Here is a 24,328-nt window from a genome sequence, read left to right as displayed (position 1 = left end):
CCCGGCCGGACCGCTGGACCGGACCGCCCGGACGGTTCGTCACCGTTCGTCACCCCCACAGGGAACTACTGTCCTACGAACGCCAATTGCCTGCCGCATACGCCAATTGGGGCCCTTGGGCGTGGTTACCGACCTTGAGGCACGGGCACACGTCCGGGTATGGGCTGGACGCACGACTACAGTGACGTAGCACGCAAGCGCCGGACGGCCACCGTGGTGAACGGCCACGAGAGGGGCGGCCCGCACGATCCGGGGCACCCCGGTGACACGGCTTCCGGCGAGGCCATCGGCATCCCCCGCATCCTGCGCCGCAGGGCCCGCTGGATGTCCGCGCGACTGCGGCACACCCGCGACTGACCCGCGCCCGCCGTACGACTCCACGGGGCGCGCCGCGCACCCGCGGACGCCCCCGGCGGATCGCGCCGAGCCATCGGACAGGGCCTAGAGCGCGCACCCCTGGCTGTCGACCTCCTGGTTGGCGGTCCGGCCGCGCTCGATGTCCTCGCGGACCTCGTCCGCGGTCAGCGCGTACCCGGTGTCCGGGTCGTCGAGGGACTTGGCGAACACCACGCCGTAGACCTTGCCGTCCGGGGTGAGCAGCGGGCCGCCGGAGTTGCCCTGGCGGACCGTGGCGTACAGCGAGTACACATCACGGCGGACCGTGCCCCGGTGGTAGATGTCCGGGCCCTTGGCCGTGATGCGGCCGCGCACGCGCGCGGAGCGCACGTCGTAGGGACCGTCCTCGGGGAAGCCCGCCACGATCGCGCTGTCGCCGCTCTCGGCGTCGCGCGAGGTGAACTGCAGCGCGGGGGCGGGCAGGGTCGGTACGTCGAGTACGGCGATGTCGCGCTCCCAGTCGTAGAGCACGACCTTGGCGTCGTACTTCTCGGCCTCGCCCCCTATCTGCACCTTGGGCTCGTCGACGCCGCCGACCACGTGCGCGTTCGTCATCACGCGGCGCGGGGCGAACACGAAGCCGGTGCCCTCGAGGGCCTTGCCGCAGCTGTGCGCGTCGCCGCTGATCTTCACGATGGAGCGCTTGGCCTGGGCGGCGACCTTGCTGCCCGCGAGCTTGGGGTCGGGCGGCTGGACGTCCTTGATGGGCTCGTTCGAGAACGGGCTGAAGACCTGCGGGAAGCCGTTCTGCGCGAGCACGGAGGAGAAGTCCGCGAACCAGGTGTCGGCCTGGTTGGGCAGGGTGCGGGAGACCCCGTGCAGCACCGTGGAGTTGCGCACCTCCTTGCCGAGCGTCGGCAGGGTGGTGCCCGCGAGGGCGGAGCCGATGAGCCAGGCGACCAGGAGCATGGCGACGACGTTGACGAGCGCGCCGCCGGTGGCGTCCAGGGCCCTGGCGGGCTGCCAGGTGATGTACCGGCGCAGCTTGTTGCCCAGGTGGGTGGTGAAGGCCTGGCCGACGGAGGCGCAGACGATGACGACGACCACGGCGACGACGGCCGCGGTCGTGCTGACCCGCGCGCCCTCGTCGGTGAAGGCGTCCCAGATGACCGGCAGCAGATACACCGCGACGAGACCGCCGCCGAGGAAGCCGATCACCGAGAGGATGCCGACGACGAAACCCTGGCGGTAGCCGACGATCGCGAACCACACGGCGGCGAGCAGCAGCAGGATGTCCAGCACGTTCACGGAATTCAGTCCTCGCCTCGCATCATTCCCCGTCTCGCCTCGCCTCGTGCCCGCCGTGCGTCACGGTCCGCACGCCCGCCCCGCGGGCGGCGCGCACGGTCGCGGGCCCCGGTCGGCCCGGACCCCGCAACCTTGTCATGAGCCCCAGTCGAGCGGGACCTGGCGGTCCCGGTCCCAGGGGCGCTCCCAGCCCGCGTAGTGCAGCAGTCTGTCGATGAGACCGGCCGTGAAACCCCAGACCAGGGCGGACTCGACGAGGAACGCCGGGCCGCGGTGGCCGCTCGGGTGGACCGTCGTCGCGCGGTTCGCCGGGTCCGTGAGATCGGACACGGGCACCGTGAAGACGCGGGCCGTCTCGGCCGGGTCGACCGCGCCGACGGGGCTCGGCGCGCGCCACCAGCCCAGCACCGGCGTCACAACGAAGTCACTCACCGGGATGAACAGGCTCGGCAGCACACCGAAGAGCTGCACGCCGCTCGGGTCCAGGCCGGTCTCCTCCTCGGCCTCCCGCAGCGCGGCCACCAGCGGGCCCGCCACGCGCGGGTCGCCGTCCTCCGGGTCGAGGGCGCCGCCGGGGAACGACGGCTGGCCCGCGTGCGAGCGCAGCGAGCTGGCCCGCTCCATGAGCAGCAGCTCCGGGCCCCGCTCGCCCTCTCCGAAGAGAATCAGGACGGCGGACTGGCGGCCCGCGCCGTTCTTCGGCGGCAGGAACCGGCTGAGCTGGTCGGGGCGGACGCTCTCGACGGCGCGCACCACGGGGGTGAGCCACGCGGGCAGGCCGTCGGCGGAGAGGAGGCCCTGGGCGGTGAGGGCGTGGTGGCCGTCGCGGCCCGCCGGGTCGAGCTCGCGGTCGTGGGGGCGTGCGGGGTCGGCGGACTGACCGTGGGGGCGTGCGGAGTCGGCCGCCTGGCCGTGGCGGCGTGCGGGATCCTGCTCCTGGCCGTCGCTCATGTCCGTATCGCCTGTGTGCGTGTCGCTCTCGCCTGTGTGCGTATCGCTCGCGTGCGTCATCGGCACCCCCGTCCGTCTCTGCACAACGCCTCCCGGCCCGCGGATGGTTCCGCGTCCCGGGGATCATCCGGGCGCACTCCCGGCCCCCGGCTCACCCGGCGGCGCCCAGGGGCGGTGCCGCCTTGCCCGGATAGCCCGGCGGGGGGTTGAGCCGCTGGCCGGGCAGGCCCCCCATCTCGTACTTCAGGAGCTTCCTGGCCTTGTCGGGGTCCGTCTCGCCCTCTCCGTACGACGGGCAGAGGGGGGCGATCGGGCAGGCGCCGCAGGCGGGCTTGCGGGCGTGGCAGATGCGGCGGCCGTGGAAGATCACGCGGTGCGAGAGCATCGTCCAGTCGCTCTTCGGGAAGAGCCCGCCGACGACGGCCTCGACCTTGTCCGGGTCGGTCTCCTCGGTCCACTGCCAGCGGCGCACCAGGCGGCCGAAGTGCGTGTCCACAGTGATTCCCGGGACACCGAAGGCGTTGCCGAGCACCACGAAAGCGGTCTTGCGGCCCACGCCGGGCAGCTTGACCAGGTCCTCCAGGCGGCCGGGGACCTCGCCGCCGAATTCGTCGCGCAGGGCCGCCGACAGGCCCATGATCGACCTCGTCTTGGCGCGGAAGAAGCCGGTCGGGCGGATCAGCTCCTCGATCTCCTCGGGGTTGGCCGCGGCCAGGTCCTCGGGGGTCGGGTACTGGGCGAAGAGGGCCGGCGTCGTCTGGTTCACCCGCAGGTCCGTCGTCTGGGCCGACAGGACGGTGGCGACCAGGAGCTGGAAGGGGTTCTCGAAGTCCAGCTCCGGGTGGGCGTACGGATACACGTCGGCCAGCTCGCGGTTGATCCGCCGGGCCTGCCGGACGAGGGCGGTGTGGGATTGCGGGGGTCTGGGCTTCTGCACGGCCTTCGCGGGAGCCGTCTTCTTGGGCGAGGCCGCCTTCTTGGCCACCTTCTTGGCCGGGGCTGCCTTCTTGGCCGCCTTCGGCACCGTCCCGCCTCCGTCCGTGGAGCCTTCTGACACGCCTGGTTTCGCCATGGCGCCAGCGTACGGGCCGTCACTGACACGGACGGTGGAGATGCGCAGTTGTCACGCGCCGGAGATCGTCGCGCGCTCCGGCACGCACCCCGACACCACGCCCGGCGCGCCCCCACCCCCACCCCGCGCGCACTCCCGCCCCCGCCCCCCAACACGCCGACGCACCCCCGTCCACACCCCACCCAACGCCCGATTTGTCCGGTTTCTCGGGGTAACGTAAGCGTGTTCGCCCACAGCAGAATCCCCGCCGTCACCCGTGACCTCTGCCGCCGTGGCCTGTGCTCTCACGGGCCAGGGAGCAGGTGTCCGACCCACGTCCGGACGTCCGTATCCGTCGCCGGTCCCCCGGATCGGCCCCCAATTGGCCCCCTTCCGCATTGCCCCCGTCACAAGTGCGGCAGACTTGAGTGACTGATCACACTGTTTGAACCGTCCGGCAAACTGGGGGCACGGTCCCCTGATGCAGGTCGACAAGGAGAGAACTCGTGGACGACGTTCTGCGGCGCGCCCCGCTCTTCGCGGCGCTCGATGACGAGCAGGCCGCGGAGCTCCGCGCCTCCATGAGTGAGGTGACCCTCGCGCGCGGAGACGCGCTTTTCCATGAGGGCGACCCCGGAGACCGCCTGTACGTGGTCACCGAGGGCAAGGTGAAGCTCCACCGCACGTCCCCGGACGGCCGCGAGAACATGCTCGCGGTGCTCGGCCCCGGCGAGCTGATCGGGGAGCTCTCGCTCTTCGACCCGGGCCCGCGCACGGCCACGGCCTCCGCCCTCACCGAGGTCAAGCTGCTCGGCCTCGGCCACGGCGACCTCCAGCCCTGGCTCAACGCCCGCCCGGAGGTGGCCGCCGCCCTGCTGCGCGCCGTCGCCCGGCGGCTGCGCAAGACCAACGACCAGATGTCGGACCTGGTGTTCTCCGACGTCCCTGGCCGCGTGGCCCGCGCCCTGCTCGACCTGTCGCGCCGCTTCGGCGTGCAGTCCGAGGAAGGCATCCACGTGGTGCACGACCTCACCCAGGAGGAGCTGGCCCAGCTCGTCGGCGCCTCCCGCGAGACGGTCAACAAGGCCCTCGCGGACTTCGCGGGCCGCGGCTGGCTGCGCCTGGAGGCCCGCGCGGTGATCCTGCTCGACGTGGAGCGCCTCGCCAAGCGCTCGCGCTGACGCCGTTTTCGTACGGGGCCCGGTGCTTCGTACGACGTCGGGGCCGTCCCTGGATCCAGGGACGGCCCCGACGTCGTACGCCCCCTCCGGAGACGCCCTGTCGTCCCGCACACACACGCGCGCCCGCGCCACCAGTCGGCTTCAGGGCGGACATTGCGTGCTCTGAGCCGCGTCACCCTGCACAGTGGGCGCATGGGCACCGTCGGTCGTGGGCTGGACAGTCAGGGCTTCATCGAGCGTGAGGGCTCGCAGGGGCGGGTGCGGGACGCCTTCCGGCCCGTCGTCGCCGCCGCGCGCGACCGCGTCGCGGAGATCTTCGGCAAGCGCCTCGACAGCGCGTACCTGTACGGCTCCGTGCCCCGCGGCACCGCGCGCGTGGGCCGCTCCGACCTCGACCTGCTGCTCGTCCTGCGCGCGGAGCCGACCGCCGACGACCGCGCCGACGCGGACGCCGTCGCCACCGCCGTCGACAAGGAGTTCACCGAGGTCGACGGCGTGGGCATCCTCCTTTCGAGCCGCGCGGCCGTCCTGAGCGAGCGGGAGACGTACGACCTCGGCTGGTTCGTGGCCTGCCTCTGCACCCCGCTGCTCGGCGAGGACCTGGCCGAATTCCTGCCCCGCTACCGGCCCGACAGCCTCCTCGCCCGCGAGACCAACGGCGACCTCGCCCTGTTCCTGCCCCGCTGGCGCGCCCAGGCCGCCGCGGCCGCCGACGACCCCGAAGCCCTGCGCGCCCACGTCCGCCGCGCCTCCCGGCACCTCGTGCGCACCGGCTTCACGCTCGTCATGCCGCGCTGGGGCGGCTGGACCAGCGACCTCACGGAGATGGCGAAGGCGTTCGCGCGGTACTACCCCCGGTGGGCCGCGCCGATGCGGGCGGCGGCCGCCATGGCCCACGAACCGGCCGCCGACGCCGCCGCGCTGCGCGAGTACGCCGACGTGATCGGGCCGTGGCTCGCCGAGGAGTACGCGGCGGTGCACGGGGTGAAGGCGCCGCGCCCGCAGCAGGGATGAGAACCCGGCGCCCGGAGCGGGACGGGCTCGGGGCGCACTGACCCGAGTCCCGGGCGCGCCGACCGGACCGGGGGCGCGCCGGGCCCTTCCCCGCGCGCTAAATGAGCCCGTGCTCCCGCAGGTAGTCCAACTGCGCCCGCACCGACAGCTCCGCCGCGGGCCACAGCGAGCGGTCCACGTCCGCGTACACGTGCGCCACGACGTCGCCCGGCGCCACGTACCCGTTCTCGACCGCCGTCTCCACCTGGGCCAGACGGTGCGCCCGGTGGGCCAGATAGAACTCGACCGCCCCCTGGGCGTCCTCCAGGACCGGGCCGTGGCCCGGGAGCACCGTGTGCACGCCGTCGTCGACCGTGAGGGAGCGCAGGCGGCGCAGCGAGTCCACGTAGTCGCCGAGGCGGCCGTCGGGATGGGCGACGACCGTCGTGCCGCGGCCGAGGATCGTGTCGCCCGTCAGGACGGCCTGGTCGGCGGGCAGATGGAAGCACAGGGAGTCGGCGGTGTGGCCGGGCGTCGGGACGACGCGCAGCTCCAGGCCGCCCGTCGTGATCACGTCGCCCGCCGCCAGGCCCTCGTCGCCGAGGCGCAGGGCCGGGTCGAGGGCGCGGACCTCGGTGCCGGTCAGCTCCGCGAAGCGCGCGGCGCCCTCCGCGTGGTCGGGGTGGCCGTGCGTCAGCAGCGTGAGGCCGACCCGCATGCCCTGCTTCTCGGCCGTCGCGACGACGTGCGCGAGGTGGTCCTCGTCGAGCGGGCCCGGGTCGATGACCACCGCGAGGCCCGAGCCCGGCTCCGCGACGATCCAGGTGTTGGTGCCGTCCAGGGTCATCGCCGACGCGTTGGGCGCGAGGACGTTGACGGCGCGGGCCGTGGCGGGGCCGCTGAGTACGCCGCCGCGGGGCTGGCCGGGGAGGGCGGCTGCTTCGGTCATGCGGGGGTGACTCCCGTCGGGTCTGAGGGTGCGGGGCGCCGTCGGCGGGCCGTCATGCGGTGCCGCCCGTCGGGATGCGCTTCGTGAACTCGTCGTGGCCCGGCCAGGACAGGATCAACTCGCCGTCCTCCAGGCGGGCCCGGGCGAGCACCGGGGCCAGGTCCTGGGCCCCGGCCGCGGCCAGGGCCTCGGCGGCCGTGGCGTGGCCGTCCAGGTGGCGCAGCGTCGAGATGGTCGGCGGCATCATCAGGAGTTCGCCGCGGTCGTAGCGCTCGGCGGCCTGCCGGGGGTGGATCCAGACCGTGCGGTCGGCCTCCGTAGAGACGTTCCGGGTGCGCTGGCCCTCCGGGAGGACCGCTACGAAGAAGAACGTGTCGTAGCGGCGCGGCTCGAACTCCGGGGTGATCCAGCGGGCCCACGCGCCCAGGAGGTCGCTGCGCAGGACCAGGCCGCGGCGGTCCAGGAACTCGGCGAAGGACAGGTCGCGGGCGACCAGGGCGACGCGGTCCGCCTCCCAGTCGTCGCCTGTCGTGTCGGCGATGACCGTGTCCGGGGTCGGGCCCGCGAGCAGTACGCCCGCTTCCTCGTACGTCTCCCGCACGGCCGCGCACACGATGGCCTGGGCCGCCGCCTCGGCCACGCCGAGGCGGGCCGCCCAGGCGGTGCGGGGCGGGCCCGCCCAGCGGACGTGGTGGTCGTCGTCCCTGGGGTCGACGCCGCCGCCGGGGTAGGCGTAGGCGCCGCCCGCGAAGGCCATCGTCGTGCTTCTGCGGAGCATGTGCACTTCGGGGCCCGCCCCGGTGGCCCCGGGTGCCGCGGTGTCCCGCAGGAGCATGACCGTGGCCGCCTGGCGGGGTGGGGCGGGGGTCAGTTCGCCTGCCGCGAGGGCGCGGATGCGGTCGGGCCACTCCGGGGGGTACCACTGCCCATTTGCCATGGGCGGAGGCTATCCGGTGTGGTGCGGATGTTCGAGGGGCCTCTTGTACGCCGAGGGGCGTGGCCGTTGTACGGGGGTGTGGTGGGCCCTCGGACGGGAGGGAGAGCCGGGCAGCCGCGCGAAACCGGGCCGCCCGTCCCCCCAAAACCCCTACTGCGGCAGCAGCTCCACCTGGAGTTCGACCTCTACGGGGGCATCCAGCGGGAGTACCGCCACGCCGACCGCGCTCCGCGCGTGTACGCCCTTGTCGCCGAGGACCTCGCCGAGGAGTTCGCTGGCGCCGTTGAGGACGGTGGGCTGGCCGGTGAAGTCGGGGGCCGAGGCGACGAAGCCGGTGACCTTGACGACGCGGGCGATGCGGTCGAGCTCGCCGGCGACGGACTTGACCGCGGCGAGCGCGTTCAGCGCGCAGGTGCGGGCCAGGTCCTTGGCCTCCTCCGGCGTGACCTCCGCGCCGACCTTGCCGGTGACCGGCAGCTTGCCGTCCACCATGGGGAGCTGCCCGGCCGTGTACACGTACACGCCGGACTGGATCGCGGGCCGGTACGCCGCGAGCGGCGGGACGACGCCGGGCAGGGTCAGACCGAGCTCGGCGATCCGGGCCTCGACCACGCCGCTCATGCCTGCTTCTCCCGCTTCAGGTAGGCCACGAGCTGCTCGGGGTTGTTCGGCCCGGGCACGACCTGGACGAGCTCCCAGCCGTCCTCGCCCCAGGTGTCCAGAATCTGCTTCGTGGCATGGACGAGCAGCGGCACGGTTGCGTATTCCCACTTGGTCATACGGCGAGGGTAATGCCTGGCACCGGGGGCCTCACGAACACCCGCTGTCCGGCGCCCCTAGGGGGCGGGTCGGGGGCCGGTGGGGGCAGCCTCATGCGTAGCCCGCCGGGCGACTGGTTAGGCTCGAATACGTGAGCAGGCTCCAGGTCGTCAGCGGCAAGGGCGGTACCGGCAAGACCACGGTGGCCGCCGCCCTCGCGCTCGCCCTCGCGACGGAGGGCAAGCGCACCCTCCTCGTGGAGGTCGAGGGCAGGCAGGGCATCGCGCAGCTCTTCGAGACAGAGGCGCTGCCCTACGAGGAGCGGAAGATCGCCGTCGCTCCGGGGGGCGGGGAGGTGTACGCCCTCGCCATCGACCCCGAACTGGCCCTTCTGGACTACCTCCAGATGTTCTACAAACTGGGCAGCGCGGGCCGCGCCCTGAAGAAGCTCGGCGCCGTCGACTTCGCGACCACCATCGCGCCGGGCCTGCGCGACGTGCTGCTGACCGGCAAGGCCTGCGAGGCGGTGCGCCGCAAGGACAAGCGCGGCCGGTACGCGTACGACTGCGTGATCATGGACGCCCCGCCGACCGGGCGCATCACCCGCTTCCTCAATGTGAACGACGAGGTGGCGGGGCTCGCGAAGATCGGGCCGATACACAATCAGGCGCAGGCCGTCATGCGGGTCCTCAAGTCCCCCGAGACGAACGTGCACTTGGTGACGCTCCTGGAGGAGATGCCCGTCCAGGAGACCGTGGACGGCATCGCCGAGCTGCGCGCCGCCGGGCTGCCGGTGGGCCGCGTCATCGTGAACATGGTGCGCCCGGCCCTCCTCGACGAGGCGGAGCTGGAGCTCGGCCTGGAGCGCACGCCCCGTACGGCCATCGCGAAGACCCTGGCGTCCGCGGGCCTCGGCGGGGCGCGGGGCGCCGCGGGACGGCTCGTGGACCCGCTCCTCGCCCAGGCCGCCGAGTACGCCGAGCGGTACGCCCTGGAGGGCGCCCAGCGGGCCGTCCTCGGCACGCACGGCCTGCCCCTGCACGAACTGCCCCTGCTGGCCGACGGATTGGATCTGGCGGGCCTGTACGAGCTGGCCGGGGAGCTGCGCCACCAGGGGATCTCATGAGCGCGGGGACCTCATGAGCGCGGGGACCCGCACCCGGGACCCGCACCGCGGCCCGGCGGCGTACGGCAGCACCACCTCACCCACCACGCGGAGACCAGGAAACTCATGAGCCTCGATCCGGCACGTGACCCGCTCGACGTCGACGCCCTGCTCGACGACCCGAAGACCCGCATCGTGGTGTGCTGCGGCTCCGGCGGCGTCGGCAAGACGACCACCGCGGCCGCCCTCGGCCTGCGCGCCGCCGAGCGGGGCCGCACGGTGGTGGTGCTGACGATCGACCCGGCGCGCAGGCTGGCGCAGTCCATGGGGATCGACTCGCTGGACAATGTGCCGCGGCGGGTGAAGGACGTGCGGGGCAGCGGCGAACTGCACGCCATGATGCTGGACATGAAGCGCACCTTCGACGAGATCGTCGAGGCGCACGCGGACGCGGACCGGGCCAGGGCGATCCTCTCCAACCCCTTCTACCAGTCGCTCTCGGCGGGCTTCGCGGGCACGCAGGAGTACATGGCGATGGAGAAGCTGGGGCAACTGCGCTCCCGCGACGAGTGGGACCTGATCGTGGTGGACACGCCGCCGTCGCGCAGTGCCCTCGACTTCCTGGACGCGCCGAAGCGGCTGGGTTCGTTCCTGGACGGGAAGCTGATCCGGCTCCTGATGGCCCCGGCGAAGGTGGGGGGCCGGGCCGGGATGAAGTTCCTGAACGTCGGGATGTCGATGATGACGGGGGCCCTCGGCAAGCTGCTCGGGGGCCAACTCCTGCGGGACGTGCAGACCTTCGTGGCCGCGATGGACACGATGTTCGGCGGCTTCCGCAAGCGCGCGGACGCGACGTACCGGCTCCTTCAGGCGCCGGGGACGGCGTTCCTGGTGGTGGCGTCGCCGGAGCGGGACGCCCTGCGGGAGGCGGCGTACTTCGTGGAGCGGCTCGCGGCGGACGACATGCCGCTGGCGGGTCTGGTCCTGAACCGGGTGCACGGCAGCGGCGCCGCCGAGCTGTCGGCGGAGCGGGCGCTGGCCGCGGCGGAGGGGCTTGAGGAGCGGTACGGGGAGCGGTACGGGGAGCCGGGCGCCGAGGGATCGGAGGCCTCCGGAGCCGACGCCGAGGAAAATCTTGAGGCGGTCGGCATTGTGGATCAGGAGGGCGGGAATGTTGGTCTGCGTAACTCCTCAGAGTCCGAGGCTCCCAACTCCCCTGAGGCGAACGGCACTTCCACTTCAACCAAAAACGACGAATCCGGCGCGGACCACTCCGGTGCCGGTGACTCCGGCGCATCCGTCGAGCAGCTGACCGCAGGCCTGCTGCGGCTGCACGCGGAGCGCATGCGGCTGCTCGCCCGCGAGCGGCACACCCGGGACCGCTTCACGGCGCTGCACCCGGAGGTGGCCGTGGCGGAGGTGGCCGCGCTGCCGGGCGATGTGCACGACCTCGACGGCCTGCGCACGATCGGCGACCGGCTCGCGTCGGCGTGCGTCCCCGGCGACGAACAGGGTCGATGACCCGGTGACGAGCAGGGCCGGTGATGAGGCATGCCCGGCCGGACCCGTGACCGGGCGTGACCGCCGTCCAGGCGCAAGCACGCGCCCGTCGTACCGCTGACGCACACGACACCGTCCGTCCTGATGTCGCCCGGACGAACCACCTGGCGTACAGCCCATACGTCAGGTGTCGCACAGCCCTTGCGGAGGGCTGCCCGGCGGCCCCGGTGCCGCCTGTGAACGGCGGCACTTCTGGGGGCCGGTGGTAGGCGATGGGTGCTGCGTGACGAGGGCTCAGCCCACGGCCGCGTAGCTCTCGTAGGTCTCCTCGTCGTCCAAGTCGGGCAGCAGGCCCGAGCCACGCTCGTACTCGGAGCGTGCTGTCTCAAGGAGCCTGCGCCACGAGGTGACCGTGGGACGCCTGCGCAGCAGTGCGCGGCGCTCCCGCTCTGTCATGCCACCCCACACGCCGAACTCGACGCGATTGTCCAGCGCGTCGGCCAGGCACTCCGTGCGCACCGGGCAGCCGGTGCACACCGCCTTGGCCCTGTTCTGCGCTGCTCCTTGTACGAACAGTTCATCCGGATCGGTAGTGCGGCAGGCGGCCTGCGCACTCCAGTCGGTTACCCAGCCCATACCGGCGCCGTCCTCTCCCGAATCGAGGCTCCCCCACGGCGGCAGCGGCATATTCACCGCCGCCAGTTGAGGACGTTACGGAAGGTGGGCACAGCGCAACACCCCCTGCGGGCCCAATCTTGAATGGTCCGAACGGACTATGCGTAAGCGGCAGATCACCCGACGGAGTGAGCTGGCGACATGCGTGACCAACCCGGCAAATGCGGGCAGTTCAGCTGGGTCACAGCGGACGCGAGGAGACGGACGAGGCTGATTCGGACATCGATTCCGGCAGCGATTCCGGCATTGATTCCGACGGCCCGTCCACCGGCCCGCCGATGGTCCGCGTGGACCGGCCGGATTCGGGAACGGCACGGGGCGTGTTGCACGACCGCACTGCTGTGACAGTTGAGAGCAGCTTAGGCCAAGGCATATACGCGTGTCCGGCGAATCAGAACGTAGGCTGCCCCCATGGCAAACAAGCGATCGGGCGGTGGTCTCTCCCCCGCGCAGCAGGCCGCCAAGTTCCTGGGCGTGAGCGTGCTGGCGGGCGCGGTGCTCGCCGGGATCGCGCTGCCCGCGGCGGGCGTGATCGGCCTCGCGGCCAAGGGATCGGTCGAGGGCTTCGACGAGATCCCGGCCAACTTGAAGCAGCCGCCGCTCAGCCAGCGCACCACGATCATGGACTCGGCGGGCGGCGCGATCGCCACGGTGTACTCGCGCGACCGCACGGTGGTCCCGCTGAAGCGCATCTCGCCGTACATGCAGAAGGCGATCGTCGCGATCGAGGACTCCCGTTTCTACGAGCACGGTGCGGTGGACCTCAAGGGCATCCTGCGCGCGGTGAACCAGAACGCGCAGAGCGGCGGCGTCTCGCAGGGCGCCTCCACGCTCACGCAGCAGTACGTGAAGAACGTCTTCGTGGAGGAGGCCGGCGACGACCCTGACAAGGTCGCCGAGGCCACCCAGCAGACCCTCGGCCGCAAGATCCGCGAACTGAAGTACGCGATCCAGGTCGAGGAGGAGCTCGGCAAGAAGCGGATCCTCAAGAACTACCTGAACATCACGTACTTCGGTCAGCAGGCGTACGGCGTCGAGGCCGCGTCCCAGCGGTACTTCTCCAAGCCCGCCAAGAACCTCAAGCTCCAGGAGGCGGCCCTCCTCGCCGGCATCGTGCAGTCGCCGAGCCGCTACGACCCGGTGAACGACGCGGCCGAGGCCAAGCAGCGCCGCAACGTCGTGCTCCAGCGCATGGCCGAGACGCACGACATCTCGCAGCGCGAGGCCGACGAGGCGAAGAAGACCAAGCTCGGCCTGGACGTCAGCCGCCCCAAGAACGGCTGCATCACGGCCGTGAAGGGAGCCGGGTTCTTCTGCAAGTACGTCGAGAAGACCTTCCTGAACGACCCGGTCTTCGGCAAGACCAAGGAGGCCCGCGCCAAGCTGTGGAACCGTGGCGGCCTGCGCATCAGGACGACGCTCGACCCGCAGACCCAGACCTCGGTGCAGGCCGCGATCAAGGATCGCGTCTACCAGACCGACGACGTGGCCACCGCCGCCACCATCGTCGAGCCCGGCAGCGGCAAGATCCTCGGCATGGGTCAGTCCCGCCCGTTCGGCTACAACAAGAACGAGACGGAGATCAACCTCTCCGTCGACGACGACATGGGCGGCGGCGCGGGCTACCAGCCCGGTTCGACGTTCAAGCCGATCGTGGCGGCGGCGGCCCTGGAGCGCGGCATGTCGCCGGGCAAGCGGTACGACTCGCCGTACGAGATGCCGTACCCCGAGCGCGTCTCCGCCTGTGACGGCAAGACCTGGCGGAACTTCGGCAACCAGAAGCTCACCAACGAGAACGAGTCCGAGGTCGGGCCCTACCGCATGCGGGAGGCCACCGCGAAGTCGGTCAACACCTACTTCGTCGAGATGATCGGTGACATCGGCATCTGCCCGGTGACGAAGATGGCCGCCAAGATGGGCGTCGAGCGCGCCAACGGCAAGCCGATGGACCAGGCGCCGTCGATCGCGCTCGGCACCCAGGAAGTGTCGCCGCTGACGATGGCCAGCGCGTACGCGACCTTCGCCGCGCGCGGCAAGTACTGCACCCCGATCGCCATCGAGTCGATCCGCACCCTCGGCGGGAAGTCGCTGCGGGTACCGAAGTCGACGTGCTCGCAGGCCATGTCGGAGCGGACCGCCGACACGGTCAACACCCTCCTCAAAGGCGTGGTCGAGGACGGCACCGGCAAGCTGGCCGGCCTCGGCTCCCGCGACAGCGCGGGCAAGACCGGTACGACGGACTACCGCTACGCCGCCTGGTTCGCGGGCTACACCCCGAACATGTCCGGCGCCGTCTGGGTCGGCGACCCGGCCCACGACCGCCGCATGGTCAACATCGACATCGGCCCCCGCTCGTACGAGAAGGTCTTCGGCGGCGAGGTACCCGGCCCGATCTGGCGCGACGCCATGAGCGGCGCCCTCGCGGGCAAGCCCGACCCCGACTTCGAGACGGTGCGACTGCCCGGCGACAAGGACCGGGACCGGGACCACGGGAACGGCAATGGCGGCGGCAACGACGGCGACGACGGGAAGCCCGGTGGCGGCAACGGCGGCGGCCACAACGGTGGCGGCGGGGGCAATGGCGGCGGGGGCGACGACGATGACGACGACAACCCGTGGCCGGACCTGCCCGGGGTCATCGCCGGTCAGGACGGGGGGCCTGGGGGCTGGCGGGACTAGGTCCACGCAGCGGAGCTCACGGGGCTTCTGAATACGCTGATGGGGCGCCGCCCGAGTCGAACTCTCCGACTTGGGGGCGCCCCATCGACGTACGAACTAGGCACTCACAGAGGCACTCACAGAGGCACTCTCATAGGCGCTCACGTGGGCACTCACAGCTGAGCGCACCGGCCAGGCCCTGAGGGCGGAAGCCCGGAAGCTCAGCCGCCGGCCAGGAGCTTCTTGACCGCGGCGGCGACGCGGCCGCCCTCCGCGCGCCCGGCGACCTTCGGGTTCACGATCTTCATGACCTGGCCCATGGCCCGCGGCCCCTCCGCGCCCGCGCCCTTCGCCTCGGCGACGGCAGCGGCGACGATCTGCTCGAGCTCGTCGTCGGAGAGCTGCTGCGGCAGGTACGCGGCGAGCACCTCGCCCTCCGCCTTCTCCCGCTCGGCCTGCTCGGCGCGGCCGCCCTGCGCGAAGGCCTCGGCGGCCTCGCGGCGCTTCTTCGCCTCGCGGGTGATCACCTTCTGCACCTCGTCGTCGGAGAGCTCACGGGCGGACGTGCCCGCGACCTCCTCCTTGGAGATGGCGGTCAGCGTCAGCCGGAGCGTCGAGGAGCGCAGCTCATCGCGCTCCCTGATCGCCGCGGTGAGGTCTTCCTTCAGCTTCGCCTTCAGCGTGGTCATGGGGGCAATTGTGGCAGGTGGACGGGGCGGGACGCCCCGCGTTTTCGGGGCGGGACGCCAAAGCGGCGCAGGGCGCGGCCCTCATCACCCCCCCCCATCGCCCCCATCGCGCCCTCTCCCTGATCCGGGGGCTCCCCCTCCGCCGAATGTGGCGCGTCTGACACGATGGTCGTATGCGCGCGCGATACGCAGTACCTCTGGGAATCACGGCGACGGCCGCGGCCGGTATCGCCTATTCGGTGGGCATCGAGGCCCGCTTCTTCAGACTGAGGCGGGTGACGGTTCCGGTCCTCCCGGCCGGAATGCGCCCACTGCGCGTGCTGCAGGTGTCGGACATCCACATGGTGTCGGGGCAGCGGAAGAAGCAGCGCTGGCTGCGCTCGCTGGCGGGCCTGCGGCCCGACTTCGTGATCAACACGGGCGACAACCTGTCGGACACGGAGGGCATCCCCGAGGTCCTGGACGCGCTGGGCCCGCTGATGTCGTTCCCCGGGGCGTACGTCTTCGGCTCGAACGACTACTACGGCCCGACGCCGCGCAACCCCGCGCGCTACCTGGTCGAGAAGGCGCAGGGCCGGCACGGCCTGAACGGCAACAAGCCGGTCGTGGGCGCGATCCACAACCCGTGGGAGGACCTGCGGGACGGCTTCGACGCGGCGGGCTGGGTGAACCTCACCAACACCCGGGGCGCGCTGAAGATCGACGGCTACGAGATCGCGCTGACCGGCCTGGACGACCCGCACATCAAGCGGGACCGGTACGCACGGGTGGCGGGCGGCCCGGACACCGACGCGGACTTCTCCATGGGCATCGTGCACGCCCCGTATCTGCGCGCGCTCGACGCCTTCGCGGCCGACGGCTACCCCTTGATCCTCGCGGGCCACACCCACGGCGGCCAGCTCCGCATCCCCTTCTACGGGGCGTTGGTCACCAACTGCGACCTGGACACGGACCGGGTGAAGGGCCTGTCCACGCACGAGGCCGAGGGCCACACCTCCTACCTGCACGTCTCCGCGGGCTGCGGCACCAACCGCTACACCCCCTTCCGCTTCGCGTGCCCCCCGGAGGCCACCCTCCTCACCCTCACGGAACGCTCCCCGCACGCCTGAGCCCCACCCCCGCCCCACCCCGCAAAACCGGATTTCGTCTCCGGCCGCCGGTCCGCTAAAGTAATCGATGTCGCCGCGGCCCTGCCCAGCAGAACCGCCGGAACAACGACATCGGGGTGTGGCGCAGCTTGGCAGCGCGCTTCGTTCGGGACGAAGAGGTCGTGGGTTCAAATCCCGCCACCCCGACAGCCGTAACACCAGATCAGGCCCGGTGCTGAGAGATCAGCGCCGGGCCTGATCTGCATTCGGGGGCCAGTTTGGGGCCAACTTCTGGATACGGCTCCCGGACAGCTCCCATTCCCGCTGCGGGGAGGGGCCCCGGCACTTCACGAAGCCATCAGGCACGCGCGCGAGTGGAGTGCGCCACAGCGCCAGGTAACTGCCGACACGGACCGCTACTGCACGCGCCCGTTCGCTCCCGATCAGCGGCCACCAACTGGGCGTGTTCCCATGGTGCTCTCGATACGGCTGGCGCCGACCAATGTCGACGTCGGTGTCAGTGCCTTCCGGCACCATGGGAGACACTCTCCGCCTCGCAGCGCCGTTGGCCTCGTCTCTTAGCGACCCTCAGCTCCGACAGCGCACCCCCGACGCTCTGCGCTGACCAGTACCGAAAAGGTCGTCCGCGCGTCCGAGGGCGCGAGGACGACCTAACCTCAGCGCCATGGCCCGACCTGGAGACCACGTCAGCCCGATGCGGCTCCCATGAGCCGTCCCACGCACGCCGCGGTACTCGCGTCACGTCTGCCGTCGGCCGTCCCTTGTGGTGTGGTCCATCGACCTCGATGATTCCGGCGCGACCAGCCACAGCCACCGAACCGGGCATGTGCGGGCAGCGCGGAGGCATGCGTGGGCGCGGAGCGGCAAGGCCCGCACAGGTCGAAGAAGGACGAACTGACTGAACCCCGAAATAGCGGCCCGCGACGCTCCCGTTCCGGGCAAGGCATGACACGCCCTCTTCCACCACGAATAATCCATGGCTGACCCAACCAACTGTTTTGAGAAGAGTCAGGTACATGGCGTCTCTCCAGTTCTCGCTGCTCGGCCCCCTGCGCATCCTCCGGGACGGCACCTCTTTGCCCGTGGGATATCCGCAGCAGCAGGCGATGCTCGCCACGCTCCTGCTCAGACCGGGGCGAGCCGCCGGAGTGGCCGATCTCACCGATGCACTGTGGGGCACGGAGCCACCGGCGAAGGCCGTGTCCACGTTGCGGACCTATGCCTGGCGCTGGCGGCGGATCCTCACGGCCGACCGGCCGGATCTGGATGTGCTCGTGACCTTCGGCGACGGCTACCGGCTCCAAGTGCCCGAGGAGTCGATCGACGCCTTCCAGGTCACGAGGCTCACAGCCCAGGCGGAGCGGGCCGGTGCGCAGGGTCGGCCCGAGCAGGCACGGGAACTGCTGTGCCAGGCACTCGAATTGTGGGAGGGCGAGCCGCTCGCGGCCATACCCGGCCCGTTCGCGGAGCGGCAACGCCAGCGCCTCAGCGAGCTGCGCCTCGCGCTGCTCGAGGAGCGGCTGGCGTACGAGCTCGCATTGGGCCACGCCGCGCGCTGTGTGCCGGAGCTCACCGAGCTGACCACCGAGCATTCGTTGCGCGAGCGGCCCTACGGGCTGCTGATGACGGCCCTGTATCAGGCGGGGCGGTCGGCCGACGCCCTTGCCGTCTTCCGCGACGCCCGGCGACTGCTCATCGACGAGCTCGGGGTGGAGCCCGGGCCGGAGCTGGAGGGACTCCACCGGCGCATCCTCGAGCGCGACCCCACCCTCGTCCCCGCGGCCCCGGAGTCGCTCAGCCTCGTCGGATCCGGCGCGGAGACGGACGAGGCACCGGAACAGCCGGAGCCATCGCCCTCCCCCCGCCAGAAGTCCACCGCGCCACTGCCCCGCCCAGCCCAATTACCCCCGCCAGAACCGGACTTCCTCGGCCGTGAGCGTCTCGTCGACACGCTCGGCGACTGCTTGCGGAAGCCGGGGCGCAGCACCCCCGCGGTGGCCGTCCTCGTCGGCATGGGAGGGGTCGGCAAGACCTCGCTGGCGCTCCATGTGGCGCATCGGGTGCGGGGCACCTTTCCGGACGGCCAGTTGTACGCGGACCTGCACGGCGGCGACGCGGTTCCGAGTCGGCCCGAGATCGTACTGGCGAACTTCCTCTCCGCCCTCGGCGTCACGGCCGATGCGCTGCCGGACGACCTGGAGTCCCGAACGGCCTTGTTCCGGTCAGTGGTTGACGGCCGGCGGATGCTGATCGTGCTTGACAATGTTCGTGACGCGCAGCAGTTGCGGCCGCTGCTACCGGGGACCGAGTGCTGTGCCGTGGTCGTCACGAGCCGCAGCCGCATGGCCGGTCTGCCGGTGACCTTGCAGCTCAATGTGGATGTCTTCCACAGTTCGGAGGCCAATGAGCTGCTGTGCCGGGCGATCGGTGAGACGCGGGTGGCGGCCGAGCCGCAGGCCGCGCTCGACCTGGTCGAGGCGTGCGGCTTCCTGCCGCTCGCCGTACGGATCGTGGCTGCCCGGCTCGCCGCCCGTCCGATGTGGTCCATCGCCAGTCTGCGGGAGCGGCTCGCTGTGGAGTCGCGTCGTCTGGACGAGCTGCGCGCCGGTGAACTGGCCGTGGAGGCGGTGTTCGAGCTCAGCTACCGTCATCTGACGGACGAGCAGGCGGCGGCGTTCCGGCGGCTCGCCGCCGTGGACTGCGCGGAGCTCGGGGTGGCCGCGGCCGCCGCGATGCTCGGAACGGATCAGGCCGGCGCCGAGGACGTCCTGGAGTCGCTGGTCGACGCCTGCATGCTGGAATCGAAGGTGGTGGGCCGCTACGGCTACCACGATCTGCTGCGCGCCTTCGCGTGCCGGAAGTCGCGTAGCGAGCAACCGGACGAGGCGTCGGTGGCCCAGGACCGGCTGCTCGGGTTTCTGCTGTCGACGACCTGCGAGGCGTTCCGGCAGGCCGCCCCCGCCGACCCGGTGTCCGGCACGTTCACGCCGTCCGACACCCCCGGCCTGTCCTTCGCTGATCTCGCCGCCGCGCAGCAGTGGGTGTCGGTCGAGGCTGAGGAAGCACGCGTCCTGGTGACGCAGTTGGCTCGGGAGTGCGCCGCTGCTTGCGCAGAGGACGGCGGTACGGCGCACGGCGTGCGGGGCGTGCACGAGGTGCGCAGACTGCGTCAGGCCATCGATCTCCTCATCGCTCTCAGCCCGTTCGACGTCAGCACCTGCTACGCCGAGCTGGTGTCGACGGCGGACACGCTGGTGAGTGCCGCCGTGCGGCACCGCGACCGCGCGGCCGAGGGGCGGGCCCGCTTCCTGCAGTGCACCTACGCCCTGGCCGCCGCCCGGCTCTGCAACGCCGAGGTCGAGGCGAGGGCAGCGCTGACGGCGTGCCGGGAGGTGGGCGACACCGTCGTGCTCCAGCAGGTCCTCAACGACCTCGGGCTCATCGCCCAGTACCTGTCGCGCTACGACGAGGCCATCGCGCACTTCAACGAATCCATCGCCCTGGCGCGGCAGTTGGGACACCGCTCGGGCGAGACAGCGATCATGGTGAACGCCGCCCTTGTCCAGGTGCGCGCCGGTAACGCCGCTGAGGCGGTGGCGGTCTGCCGCAAGGTCCTGGACGGCGATGTGCACGCACGGGACATCCCGGGACGCGCGTACGCCCTGTACGTACTCGGTCTCGCGCTGCACACCTTGGGCAACCATCACGCGGCCGTGGCGCGATTCAAGGAGTGTCTGGACCTGTGTACACGTGCCAACCTGCGCTCCCGCAGCGTGCACGCGCGCTACCGTCTGGCCGAGAGCCTGCGCATGCTCGGCGACCTGGAGCAGGCCCTCCCGCACGCCGAGCGGGCTCTGGCGCAGTGCGAGGAGATCGCTTTCGAGCGGGACCGGGGGCACGCCCTGATGGTCCTCGGCCGGGTGCTCTTCGATCTCGGCCGTCGCGCCGAGGGGCGTGCCCTCTGGCAACGGGCGTACGTCCTGTTCACTCGGCTCAAGCTGCCCGATGCGTCCGAGGCGGCGACGCTGCTGCGCTCCTCGGAGCGGGAGTTGGCCGGGGACTGCGGGTGAACGAGGGCTACCAGTGAGTACGGACCGCAGTCTGACCGAAGACCCGGGGGGCCGGGGCCACGCCCTGGTCCGACCCCCCGGGGTACGGCGCTCGCAGTCCGCTCCGCCCGCTCTGTCTACACCTTCGACTCCCACTCGGAGCCGGTGCTGTTCCACGCCACCGTGCTGCGCTCCGGGTGCGGGGCCGGAGCCGACAGCGCTGTCACGGAAACCCCTGTCAGTATGGCGAGCAGTAGAACCCCGGCCGCCACGGCCCTGGTCCGGCTGTGCTTCAGATTGCTTTGGCAGGGCATGGGGTTCCCCCTTGGATTCGTACGAACGAATTGCGGTCATGGCTGTCGGCATTCGTGGGCGAGGATGCGGTATCGCGCCACAGATGGGTGCCGAGTGCCGCTCCCAGTTGGAATCGGTTGTCCACACCGAGCCGGTTCATCAGGGAGCGCAGCATATTGGTCACGGTGCGGGGGCTGACGCCCAGCCGATGTGCGGCACTGACATCCGTGTGCCCGGCCAGCAGCAGGGAAATGAGCCTGAGTTGACGTTCATCGAGGGCCAGGTGGCGCGGCGGGCCCAGTCGGGGCGCCCTGTGTGCTGACTGGGCCGATGCATCGTTCATGGGTGTGACATCACCTCTCCCCGGTATGGCTGTTGCCCTCTCCACGGTCACAGAGCCCGATCAACGGCAGATCACTGCGCGACAGCCCTTGATCTATGCCGCATGAATGTGCCGCACTCTACTGCCCGCTCACCTGCCCGTCGGGAGTCGGCGTCGGCCATGCAGCGGCCAGTTCGGACAGACGAGGGCCTTCGGGCCGCGGCGGCATACGGGCCACGTGGCGCTGCCGTGCGTGGGCCACCAAGCCCTCCTCGGTCAGGTTCGCCAACTGTCGGCGTGCGGTTTCCAGGAGCTTCTTCGCCTCGGCGATGATGGCGGCGTCCGAGAGGGGCCGCGGCCCCGCCTCGGCGTCCTCGGTCCCGTCGGCCCGGATCGCGTGCTCCTGGATGCTGTCGAACAGTTCGGCCACGCCGATCTCGCGGACAGCCAGCGACAGATGCGCGGACAGACCCTCCTGGCCGGTGGCACGATGAGCGAACCCGCGGGGGATGTAGAGGACTTCGCCTGGGCGCAGCACGGTGTGGAGCAGCTCGGCGGGCTGCGGTTCGTTGTCCCGCACCCGGCCCGCCTGCCACCTGGCGTCGGCCGGTCCCTCGTGGACGTACCAGCTCTTGCTGCCCGTCATCTGTACGACGAAGACGTCACCGTCGTCCCGGTGGAGCGGCAGCCCGGCCTGGCCCGCGGGGGTCACGAAGCAGAACGCCTCAACAGCACGGCCGAGTTCGGCGGCGAGGGCGTGCAGCATGTCGCGGGTCGGGCCGTGCCACTGGTCCAGGCAGCGCAGCAGCATGGTCGCCCCGCCGTCGAGGAGAGCGCGGATCTTCACCTCGTCCGCGAAGCCGCCCGGGTTCTCGCGCGCGACCGTTCTGGTCGAGGTGAAGTCCGTGACCGGAAGGCGCCGGCCATCCCGCCACATTTCGACGTACGGCTCCCGGAAGAGCCCACTGGCCAAGGCAGCGTCGACATCGGCGAGGGCGAAGGGGCTGTGCATTCCGCCGACGGCGAAGACACCGGGGCGACTGCGCCAGTACGACCAGAACGAGGAATTCGCATCGTCGACCAATTGGCCAAGTATCTGTGCTCCCATGAGCCATCAAATTAACGGCGCACAGGGCCTCTTCGGTACCCCTCTTTCTGTTTTCAGCAGCTCCTGCGGGGCCTCGTCAATTCGAGGTGCGGAATACGGAAAGCGCTATTGCTGTCGCCGCCGGACGCTGCCTAACGTGCTTCCCGTCCCGTTCAGTGTTCGATCCAAGGAGGAAAACATGGCGAAGCACGCTTCGATCCTGCGTCCGCGTCTCGACAAGGTCAAGCCGCAGGACCGCTGACCAGCGAGGCAGTGATGTATGCCGCCACCTTCGGGTGGCGGCATACCCGCTTGACGTAGGCGAATTACCGAATGGAGGGCTGCGGTGCATCAGTTCACAGAGGTGGAGGGCCCGATACCCGTCGTCGGTCTGATCGACGATCGGCTGAGTACGACCACCATCTGCCTGGCATCGAAGTACGGTTCGCAACTCGACCCCTTGGGGCAGTGCGGACTCGCTCATGTGCTGGAGCACGTACTGATGTCGACGCCCGTCGGAAGCGTTCCCTCACTGAGCGAGTACGTCGAGCGGCTCGGCGGGCACGCCAACGCGGAGACCGGTCTCGACCGCATGCTCTTCTACGCACAGGTGCACCCGGACGACGCCGATGAGATCGCCGGGCTGCTGTATCAGGCGGTCCTCCAGCCCCGTTGGAGCGACGCCGTCCTGAAGCAGGAGAAACGCGCCGTCTTCCAGGAGCTGGCCGCCGCCGCGGCCGACCACAGCGATGTGGTGCAGGACGCGTTCCTCGCGCACTTCTTCCCCGGGCACCCCATGGGCCGTCCGGTCGGCGGCACAAAGGTCGACGTCGAGCGATGCGACACGGCGTCAGTCGCCGCCGCGCACCGGGATCGGCTGCTGACCGCGCCCCTGTCGGTGATCGTCGTGGGGCCCAGGTTGCCGAAGTCCATCGATCCCGTGGCGGCCGGAATCGAGCCCCATACCCTCGCGACGATCGGCACGGCCCCGGCAACCGTGCCCCCGTCGCCACCGCCGGCCCCGCCGCATCCGGTGCGCTGGTCGGAGGAGTTCACCTGGCTGTGTGCGGGCGCGCCCTCGGTGCCGGACCACGACCCGCGCAGGCCACACTTCAACGTCCTGGCCCAACTGCTCGGCTCCAGCCCGTCGTCGCTGTTGTACCGCAGGCTGCGCGGCGAGGCGGGGCTCGCCTACACCTTCTACGCGTGGAATCGCGGTTACGCCGACACCGGTGCGTGGCGCGTCATGGCCGGTGTGGAGCCGGGCAACGGCGACGCCGCGCTCGAAGTGATCCGTAACGCGCTCGACGAGGTCGCCACCAAGGGGCCCGACCCCGACGACCTGGCCTCCTCCCGTCGCCAGGCCCGGATGCGCGTCCTCACCTCCATGGACACGCCCTTGGACTGCGCCCGCTTCCTGGCCATGCGCAGCGCCGCCTCCGGCTCCTGGTCGTCCACCGACGAAGTCGCGTACATCGACGCGGTGACCGCCGACGATGTGCAGCGGGCTGCCGCGCAGATAAGGGACGGTTTCCGGGCCGTCGCCAGTCCGGCGGCGCCATGAACACGACGGAGCGGCACACGACGGACGAGCGCACGGCGGACGACTATCTGGAGCGGGCCCGGCAGGCCGGTCTGGTGGCCGAGGTGTGCGGGCACCGGTATGTGGCCGACCGGTACGACGACCCCTTCACCAACCGCCGACAGATCCTGGTCGAGTACTGCGATCCCGGGCTGCCCGCGGACGCAGCGGCGCTCGGTGCCCTCCGTGACCAACTGCGCGAGCGCCACGCCACGGCCGAGGCGGTCCTGCTGCGGGTGACGGGCGGTGCAGCCCTGCCCGCCCCGTGGCGGCCCCGGCTCACCTACATCTGTCACGAGTCCCCCGCGAGCACCACGCCGTCGCACCCCCGTCCGGCGGTGAGCGTGCGTCCCGCGACGCCCGACGACGACGTCCTCGTCCACGACTGGCTGGTGCAGGCATTTCGCAACGCCTACCCCGGCCAGGAAGTGGACGCCCACCACAGCGGTATCAAGGGAGTGTTGGCGAATTCCGGACGCCTGTCGTTCATCGCCCAGGTCGCGGGCGTGCCCATCGGGCACGGCACCGTCCTTGCCGACGAACGGGACGAGGTCACCGGGGAGGCGTTCGCCGAGCTGGTGGACATCCTGATCGACGACGCGGAGCACCGGCGGGAGGCGACCTCGGCGCTGGTCGAAGCCGCCGCGCGGGCCACCGCAGGACGTCGGCTGTGCGGGCATGTGGTGCACCCCCACGAGCCGGGGCAGGCCCGACAGGCGGATGCGGTGCTCCAGACGCTGCTGAGCGCCGGCTGGTCGGTCGATCACGCCTTTTGGGAGAGCACGTGGTGACG

Annotated in this window: 21 protein-coding genes and 1 tRNA gene; 11 read left to right on the top strand and 11 right to left on the bottom strand. The window is 71.2% G+C overall.

The window, feature by feature from the left end; translation table 11 throughout:
- Positions 1-159 precede the first annotated feature (159 nt).
- Positions 160-357: a hypothetical protein gene (locus tag IE274_RS24465; RefSeq protein ID WP_190118013.1), complete on the top strand. Its 198-nt coding sequence runs from the start codon at positions 160-162 to the stop codon at positions 355-357.
- Between the two features lie 84 nt (positions 358-441).
- Here IE274_RS24465 and IE274_RS24460 read toward each other — a convergent pair whose 3' ends face one another.
- From IE274_RS24460 to nth, 3 genes are all read right to left on the bottom strand, one after another.
- A complete protein-coding gene (locus IE274_RS24460) occupies positions 442-1,644 on the bottom strand; it encodes a MarP family serine protease (protein WP_190118012.1) in 1,203 nt (400 codons plus the stop codon).
- Positions 1,645-1,779: 135 nt separating this feature from the next.
- Complete coding sequence (locus tag IE274_RS24455; RefSeq protein ID WP_190118011.1) at positions 1,780-2,595, bottom strand: NUDIX hydrolase; 816 nt, start codon at positions 2,593-2,595, stop codon at positions 1,780-1,782.
- A 151-nt stretch (positions 2,596-2,746) separates the two neighbouring features.
- The gene (gene nth / locus IE274_RS24450) at positions 2,747-3,667 is read right to left on the bottom strand and encodes an endonuclease III (RefSeq protein WP_190118010.1); all 921 of its coding nucleotides are present in this window, start codon (positions 3,665-3,667) and stop codon (positions 2,747-2,749) included.
- Positions 3,668-4,152: 485 nt separating this feature from the next.
- Between nth and IE274_RS24445 the strand changes: the two genes are divergently transcribed.
- Entirely contained in the window at positions 4,153-4,827 is a 675-nt protein-coding gene (locus tag IE274_RS24445; protein WP_016642758.1) for a Crp/Fnr family transcriptional regulator, read from the top strand.
- Positions 4,828-5,019: 192 nt separating this feature from the next.
- Positions 5,020-5,841, top strand: coding sequence for a nucleotidyltransferase domain-containing protein (locus tag IE274_RS24440; protein WP_190118009.1), 822 nt, complete (start codon positions 5,020-5,022; stop codon positions 5,839-5,841).
- A 97-nt stretch (positions 5,842-5,938) separates the two neighbouring features.
- On the opposite strand, the gene IE274_RS24435 is transcribed toward IE274_RS24440, so the two are convergent.
- The 4 genes from IE274_RS24435 to sp36 form a co-directional block, all read right to left on the bottom strand.
- Positions 5,939-6,769 (bottom strand): MBL fold metallo-hydrolase, encoded by an 831-nt coding sequence (locus tag IE274_RS24435; RefSeq protein ID WP_190118008.1) that lies wholly within the window; start codon positions 6,767-6,769, stop codon positions 5,939-5,941.
- A gap of 52 nt (positions 6,770-6,821) precedes the next feature.
- A complete protein-coding gene (locus IE274_RS24430) occupies positions 6,822-7,706 on the bottom strand; it encodes an NUDIX hydrolase (protein ID WP_190118007.1) in 885 nt (294 codons plus the stop codon).
- A 150-nt stretch (positions 7,707-7,856) separates the two neighbouring features.
- Positions 7,857-8,327: a RidA family protein gene (locus IE274_RS24425; protein WP_190118006.1), complete on the bottom strand. Its 471-nt coding sequence runs from the start codon at positions 8,325-8,327 to the stop codon at positions 7,857-7,859.
- Positions 8,324-8,485: a Sp36 family protein gene (gene sp36, locus IE274_RS24420; protein WP_003975360.1), complete on the bottom strand. Its 162-nt coding sequence runs from the start codon at positions 8,483-8,485 to the stop codon at positions 8,324-8,326. Before sp36 ends, IE274_RS24425 begins: the two co-directional genes overlap by 4 nt.
- 131 nt (positions 8,486-8,616) lie before the next feature.
- Here sp36 and bagA point away from each other — a divergent pair, with 131 nt between their 5' ends.
- Together bagA and bagB are read left to right on the top strand one after the other, a co-directional pair.
- Entirely contained in the window at positions 8,617-9,591 is a 975-nt protein-coding gene (gene bagA / locus IE274_RS24415; protein ID WP_190118005.1) for an ATPase BagA, read from the top strand.
- Positions 9,592-9,696: 105 nt separating this feature from the next.
- A complete protein-coding gene (gene bagB, locus IE274_RS24410) occupies positions 9,697-11,091 on the top strand; it encodes an ATPase BagB (RefSeq protein ID WP_190118004.1) in 1,395 nt (464 codons plus the stop codon).
- A gap of 273 nt (positions 11,092-11,364) precedes the next feature.
- Here the strand turns inward: bagB and IE274_RS24405 are convergent, their stop codons facing one another.
- Positions 11,365-11,706, bottom strand: coding sequence for a WhiB family transcriptional regulator (locus IE274_RS24405; protein ID WP_190118003.1), 342 nt, complete (start codon positions 11,704-11,706; stop codon positions 11,365-11,367).
- 450 nt (positions 11,707-12,156) lie between these two features.
- Here IE274_RS24405 and IE274_RS24400 point away from each other — a divergent pair, with 450 nt between their 5' ends.
- On the top strand, positions 12,157-14,424 hold the full coding sequence (locus IE274_RS24400; RefSeq protein ID WP_190118002.1) for a transglycosylase domain-containing protein: 2,268 nt from the start codon (positions 12,157-12,159) through the stop codon (positions 14,422-14,424).
- A 200-nt stretch (positions 14,425-14,624) separates the two neighbouring features.
- Here the strand turns inward: IE274_RS24400 and IE274_RS24395 are convergent, their stop codons facing one another.
- Positions 14,625-15,092: a GatB/YqeY domain-containing protein gene (locus tag IE274_RS24395; RefSeq protein WP_190118001.1), complete on the bottom strand. Its 468-nt coding sequence runs from the start codon at positions 15,090-15,092 to the stop codon at positions 14,625-14,627.
- Positions 15,093-15,265: 173 nt separating this feature from the next.
- Between IE274_RS24395 and IE274_RS24390 the strand changes: the two genes are divergently transcribed.
- The 3 genes from IE274_RS24390 to IE274_RS24380 all read left to right on the top strand — a co-directional run bounded on the left by IE274_RS24390 (position 15,266) and on the right by IE274_RS24380 (position 20,271).
- A complete protein-coding gene (locus IE274_RS24390) occupies positions 15,266-16,201 on the top strand; it encodes a metallophosphoesterase (protein ID WP_190118000.1) in 936 nt (311 codons plus the stop codon).
- 112 nt (positions 16,202-16,313) lie between these two features.
- Positions 16,314-16,387, top strand: a tRNA-Pro gene (locus IE274_RS24385).
- A gap of 830 nt (positions 16,388-17,217) precedes the next feature.
- On the top strand, positions 17,218-20,271 hold the full coding sequence (locus tag IE274_RS24380) for an AfsR/SARP family transcriptional regulator (protein WP_229909772.1): 3,054 nt from the start codon (positions 17,218-17,220) through the stop codon (positions 20,269-20,271).
- Positions 20,272-20,542: 271 nt separating this feature from the next.
- Here the strand turns inward: IE274_RS24380 and IE274_RS24375 are convergent, their stop codons facing one another.
- Positions 20,543-20,887: a helix-turn-helix domain-containing protein gene (locus IE274_RS24375; protein ID WP_190117999.1), complete on the bottom strand. Its 345-nt coding sequence runs from the start codon at positions 20,885-20,887 to the stop codon at positions 20,543-20,545.
- 118 nt (positions 20,888-21,005) lie between these two features.
- On the bottom strand, positions 21,006-21,950 hold the full coding sequence (locus IE274_RS24370) for a JmjC domain-containing protein (RefSeq protein WP_229909771.1): 945 nt from the start codon (positions 21,948-21,950) through the stop codon (positions 21,006-21,008).
- A gap of 349 nt (positions 21,951-22,299) precedes the next feature.
- Between IE274_RS24370 and IE274_RS24365 the strand changes: the two genes are divergently transcribed.
- Together IE274_RS24365 and IE274_RS24360 are read left to right on the top strand one after the other, a co-directional pair.
- Complete coding sequence (locus IE274_RS24365; RefSeq protein WP_190117997.1) at positions 22,300-23,517, top strand: M16 family metallopeptidase; 1,218 nt, start codon at positions 22,300-22,302, stop codon at positions 23,515-23,517.
- The gene (locus IE274_RS24360; protein ID WP_190117996.1) at positions 23,514-24,326 is read left to right on the top strand and encodes a GNAT family N-acetyltransferase; all 813 of its coding nucleotides are present in this window, start codon (positions 23,514-23,516) and stop codon (positions 24,324-24,326) included. The genes IE274_RS24365 and IE274_RS24360 overlap by 4 nt, the downstream gene beginning before the upstream one ends.
- Positions 24,327-24,328: the final 2 nt, after the last annotated feature.

Origin of the sequence: Streptomyces flavofungini (assembly GCF_014650815.1) — a bacterium.
Classification (GTDB): domain Bacteria; phylum Actinomycetota; class Actinomycetes; order Streptomycetales; family Streptomycetaceae; genus Streptomyces; species Streptomyces flavofungini.
The sequence above is the reverse complement of the archived record's forward strand: the minus strand, read 5'-3'. Positions and strand labels throughout refer to the sequence as shown.

Coding starts and splice junctions, on each gene's coding strand:
- IE274_RS24465 (WP_190118013.1), top strand. CDS start 160: ATGGGCTGGACGCACGACTACAGTGACGTAGCACGCAAGCGCCGGACG.
- IE274_RS24455 (WP_190118011.1), bottom strand. CDS start 2,595: ATGAGCGACGGCCAGGAGCAGGATCCCGCACGCCGCCACGGCCAGGCG.
- nth (WP_190118010.1), bottom strand. CDS start 3,667: ATGGCGAAACCAGGCGTGTCAGAAGGCTCCACGGACGGAGGCGGGACG.
- IE274_RS24440 (WP_190118009.1), top strand. CDS start 5,020: ATGGGCACCGTCGGTCGTGGGCTGGACAGTCAGGGCTTCATCGAGCGT.
- IE274_RS24435 (WP_190118008.1), bottom strand. CDS start 6,769: ATGACCGAAGCAGCCGCCCTCCCCGGCCAGCCCCGCGGCGGCGTACTC.
- IE274_RS24430 (WP_190118007.1), bottom strand. CDS start 7,706: ATGGCAAATGGGCAGTGGTACCCCCCGGAGTGGCCCGACCGCATCCGC.
- IE274_RS24425 (WP_190118006.1), bottom strand. CDS start 8,327: ATGAGCGGCGTGGTCGAGGCCCGGATCGCCGAGCTCGGTCTGACCCTG.
- sp36 (WP_003975360.1), bottom strand. CDS start 8,485: ATGACCAAGTGGGAATACGCAACCGTGCCGCTGCTCGTCCATGCCACG.
- bagB (WP_190118004.1), top strand. CDS start 9,697: ATGAGCCTCGATCCGGCACGTGACCCGCTCGACGTCGACGCCCTGCTC.
- IE274_RS24405 (WP_190118003.1), bottom strand. CDS start 11,706: ATGGGCTGGGTAACCGACTGGAGTGCGCAGGCCGCCTGCCGCACTACC.
- IE274_RS24400 (WP_190118002.1), top strand. CDS start 12,157: ATGGCAAACAAGCGATCGGGCGGTGGTCTCTCCCCCGCGCAGCAGGCC.
- IE274_RS24395 (WP_190118001.1), bottom strand. CDS start 15,092: ATGACCACGCTGAAGGCGAAGCTGAAGGAAGACCTCACCGCGGCGATC.
- IE274_RS24390 (WP_190118000.1), top strand. CDS start 15,266: ATGCGCGCGCGATACGCAGTACCTCTGGGAATCACGGCGACGGCCGCG.
- IE274_RS24380 (WP_229909772.1), top strand. CDS start 17,218: ATGGCGTCTCTCCAGTTCTCGCTGCTCGGCCCCCTGCGCATCCTCCGG.
- IE274_RS24375 (WP_190117999.1), bottom strand. CDS start 20,887: ATGAACGATGCATCGGCCCAGTCAGCACACAGGGCGCCCCGACTGGGC.
- IE274_RS24360 (WP_190117996.1), top strand. CDS start 23,514: ATGAACACGACGGAGCGGCACACGACGGACGAGCGCACGGCGGACGAC.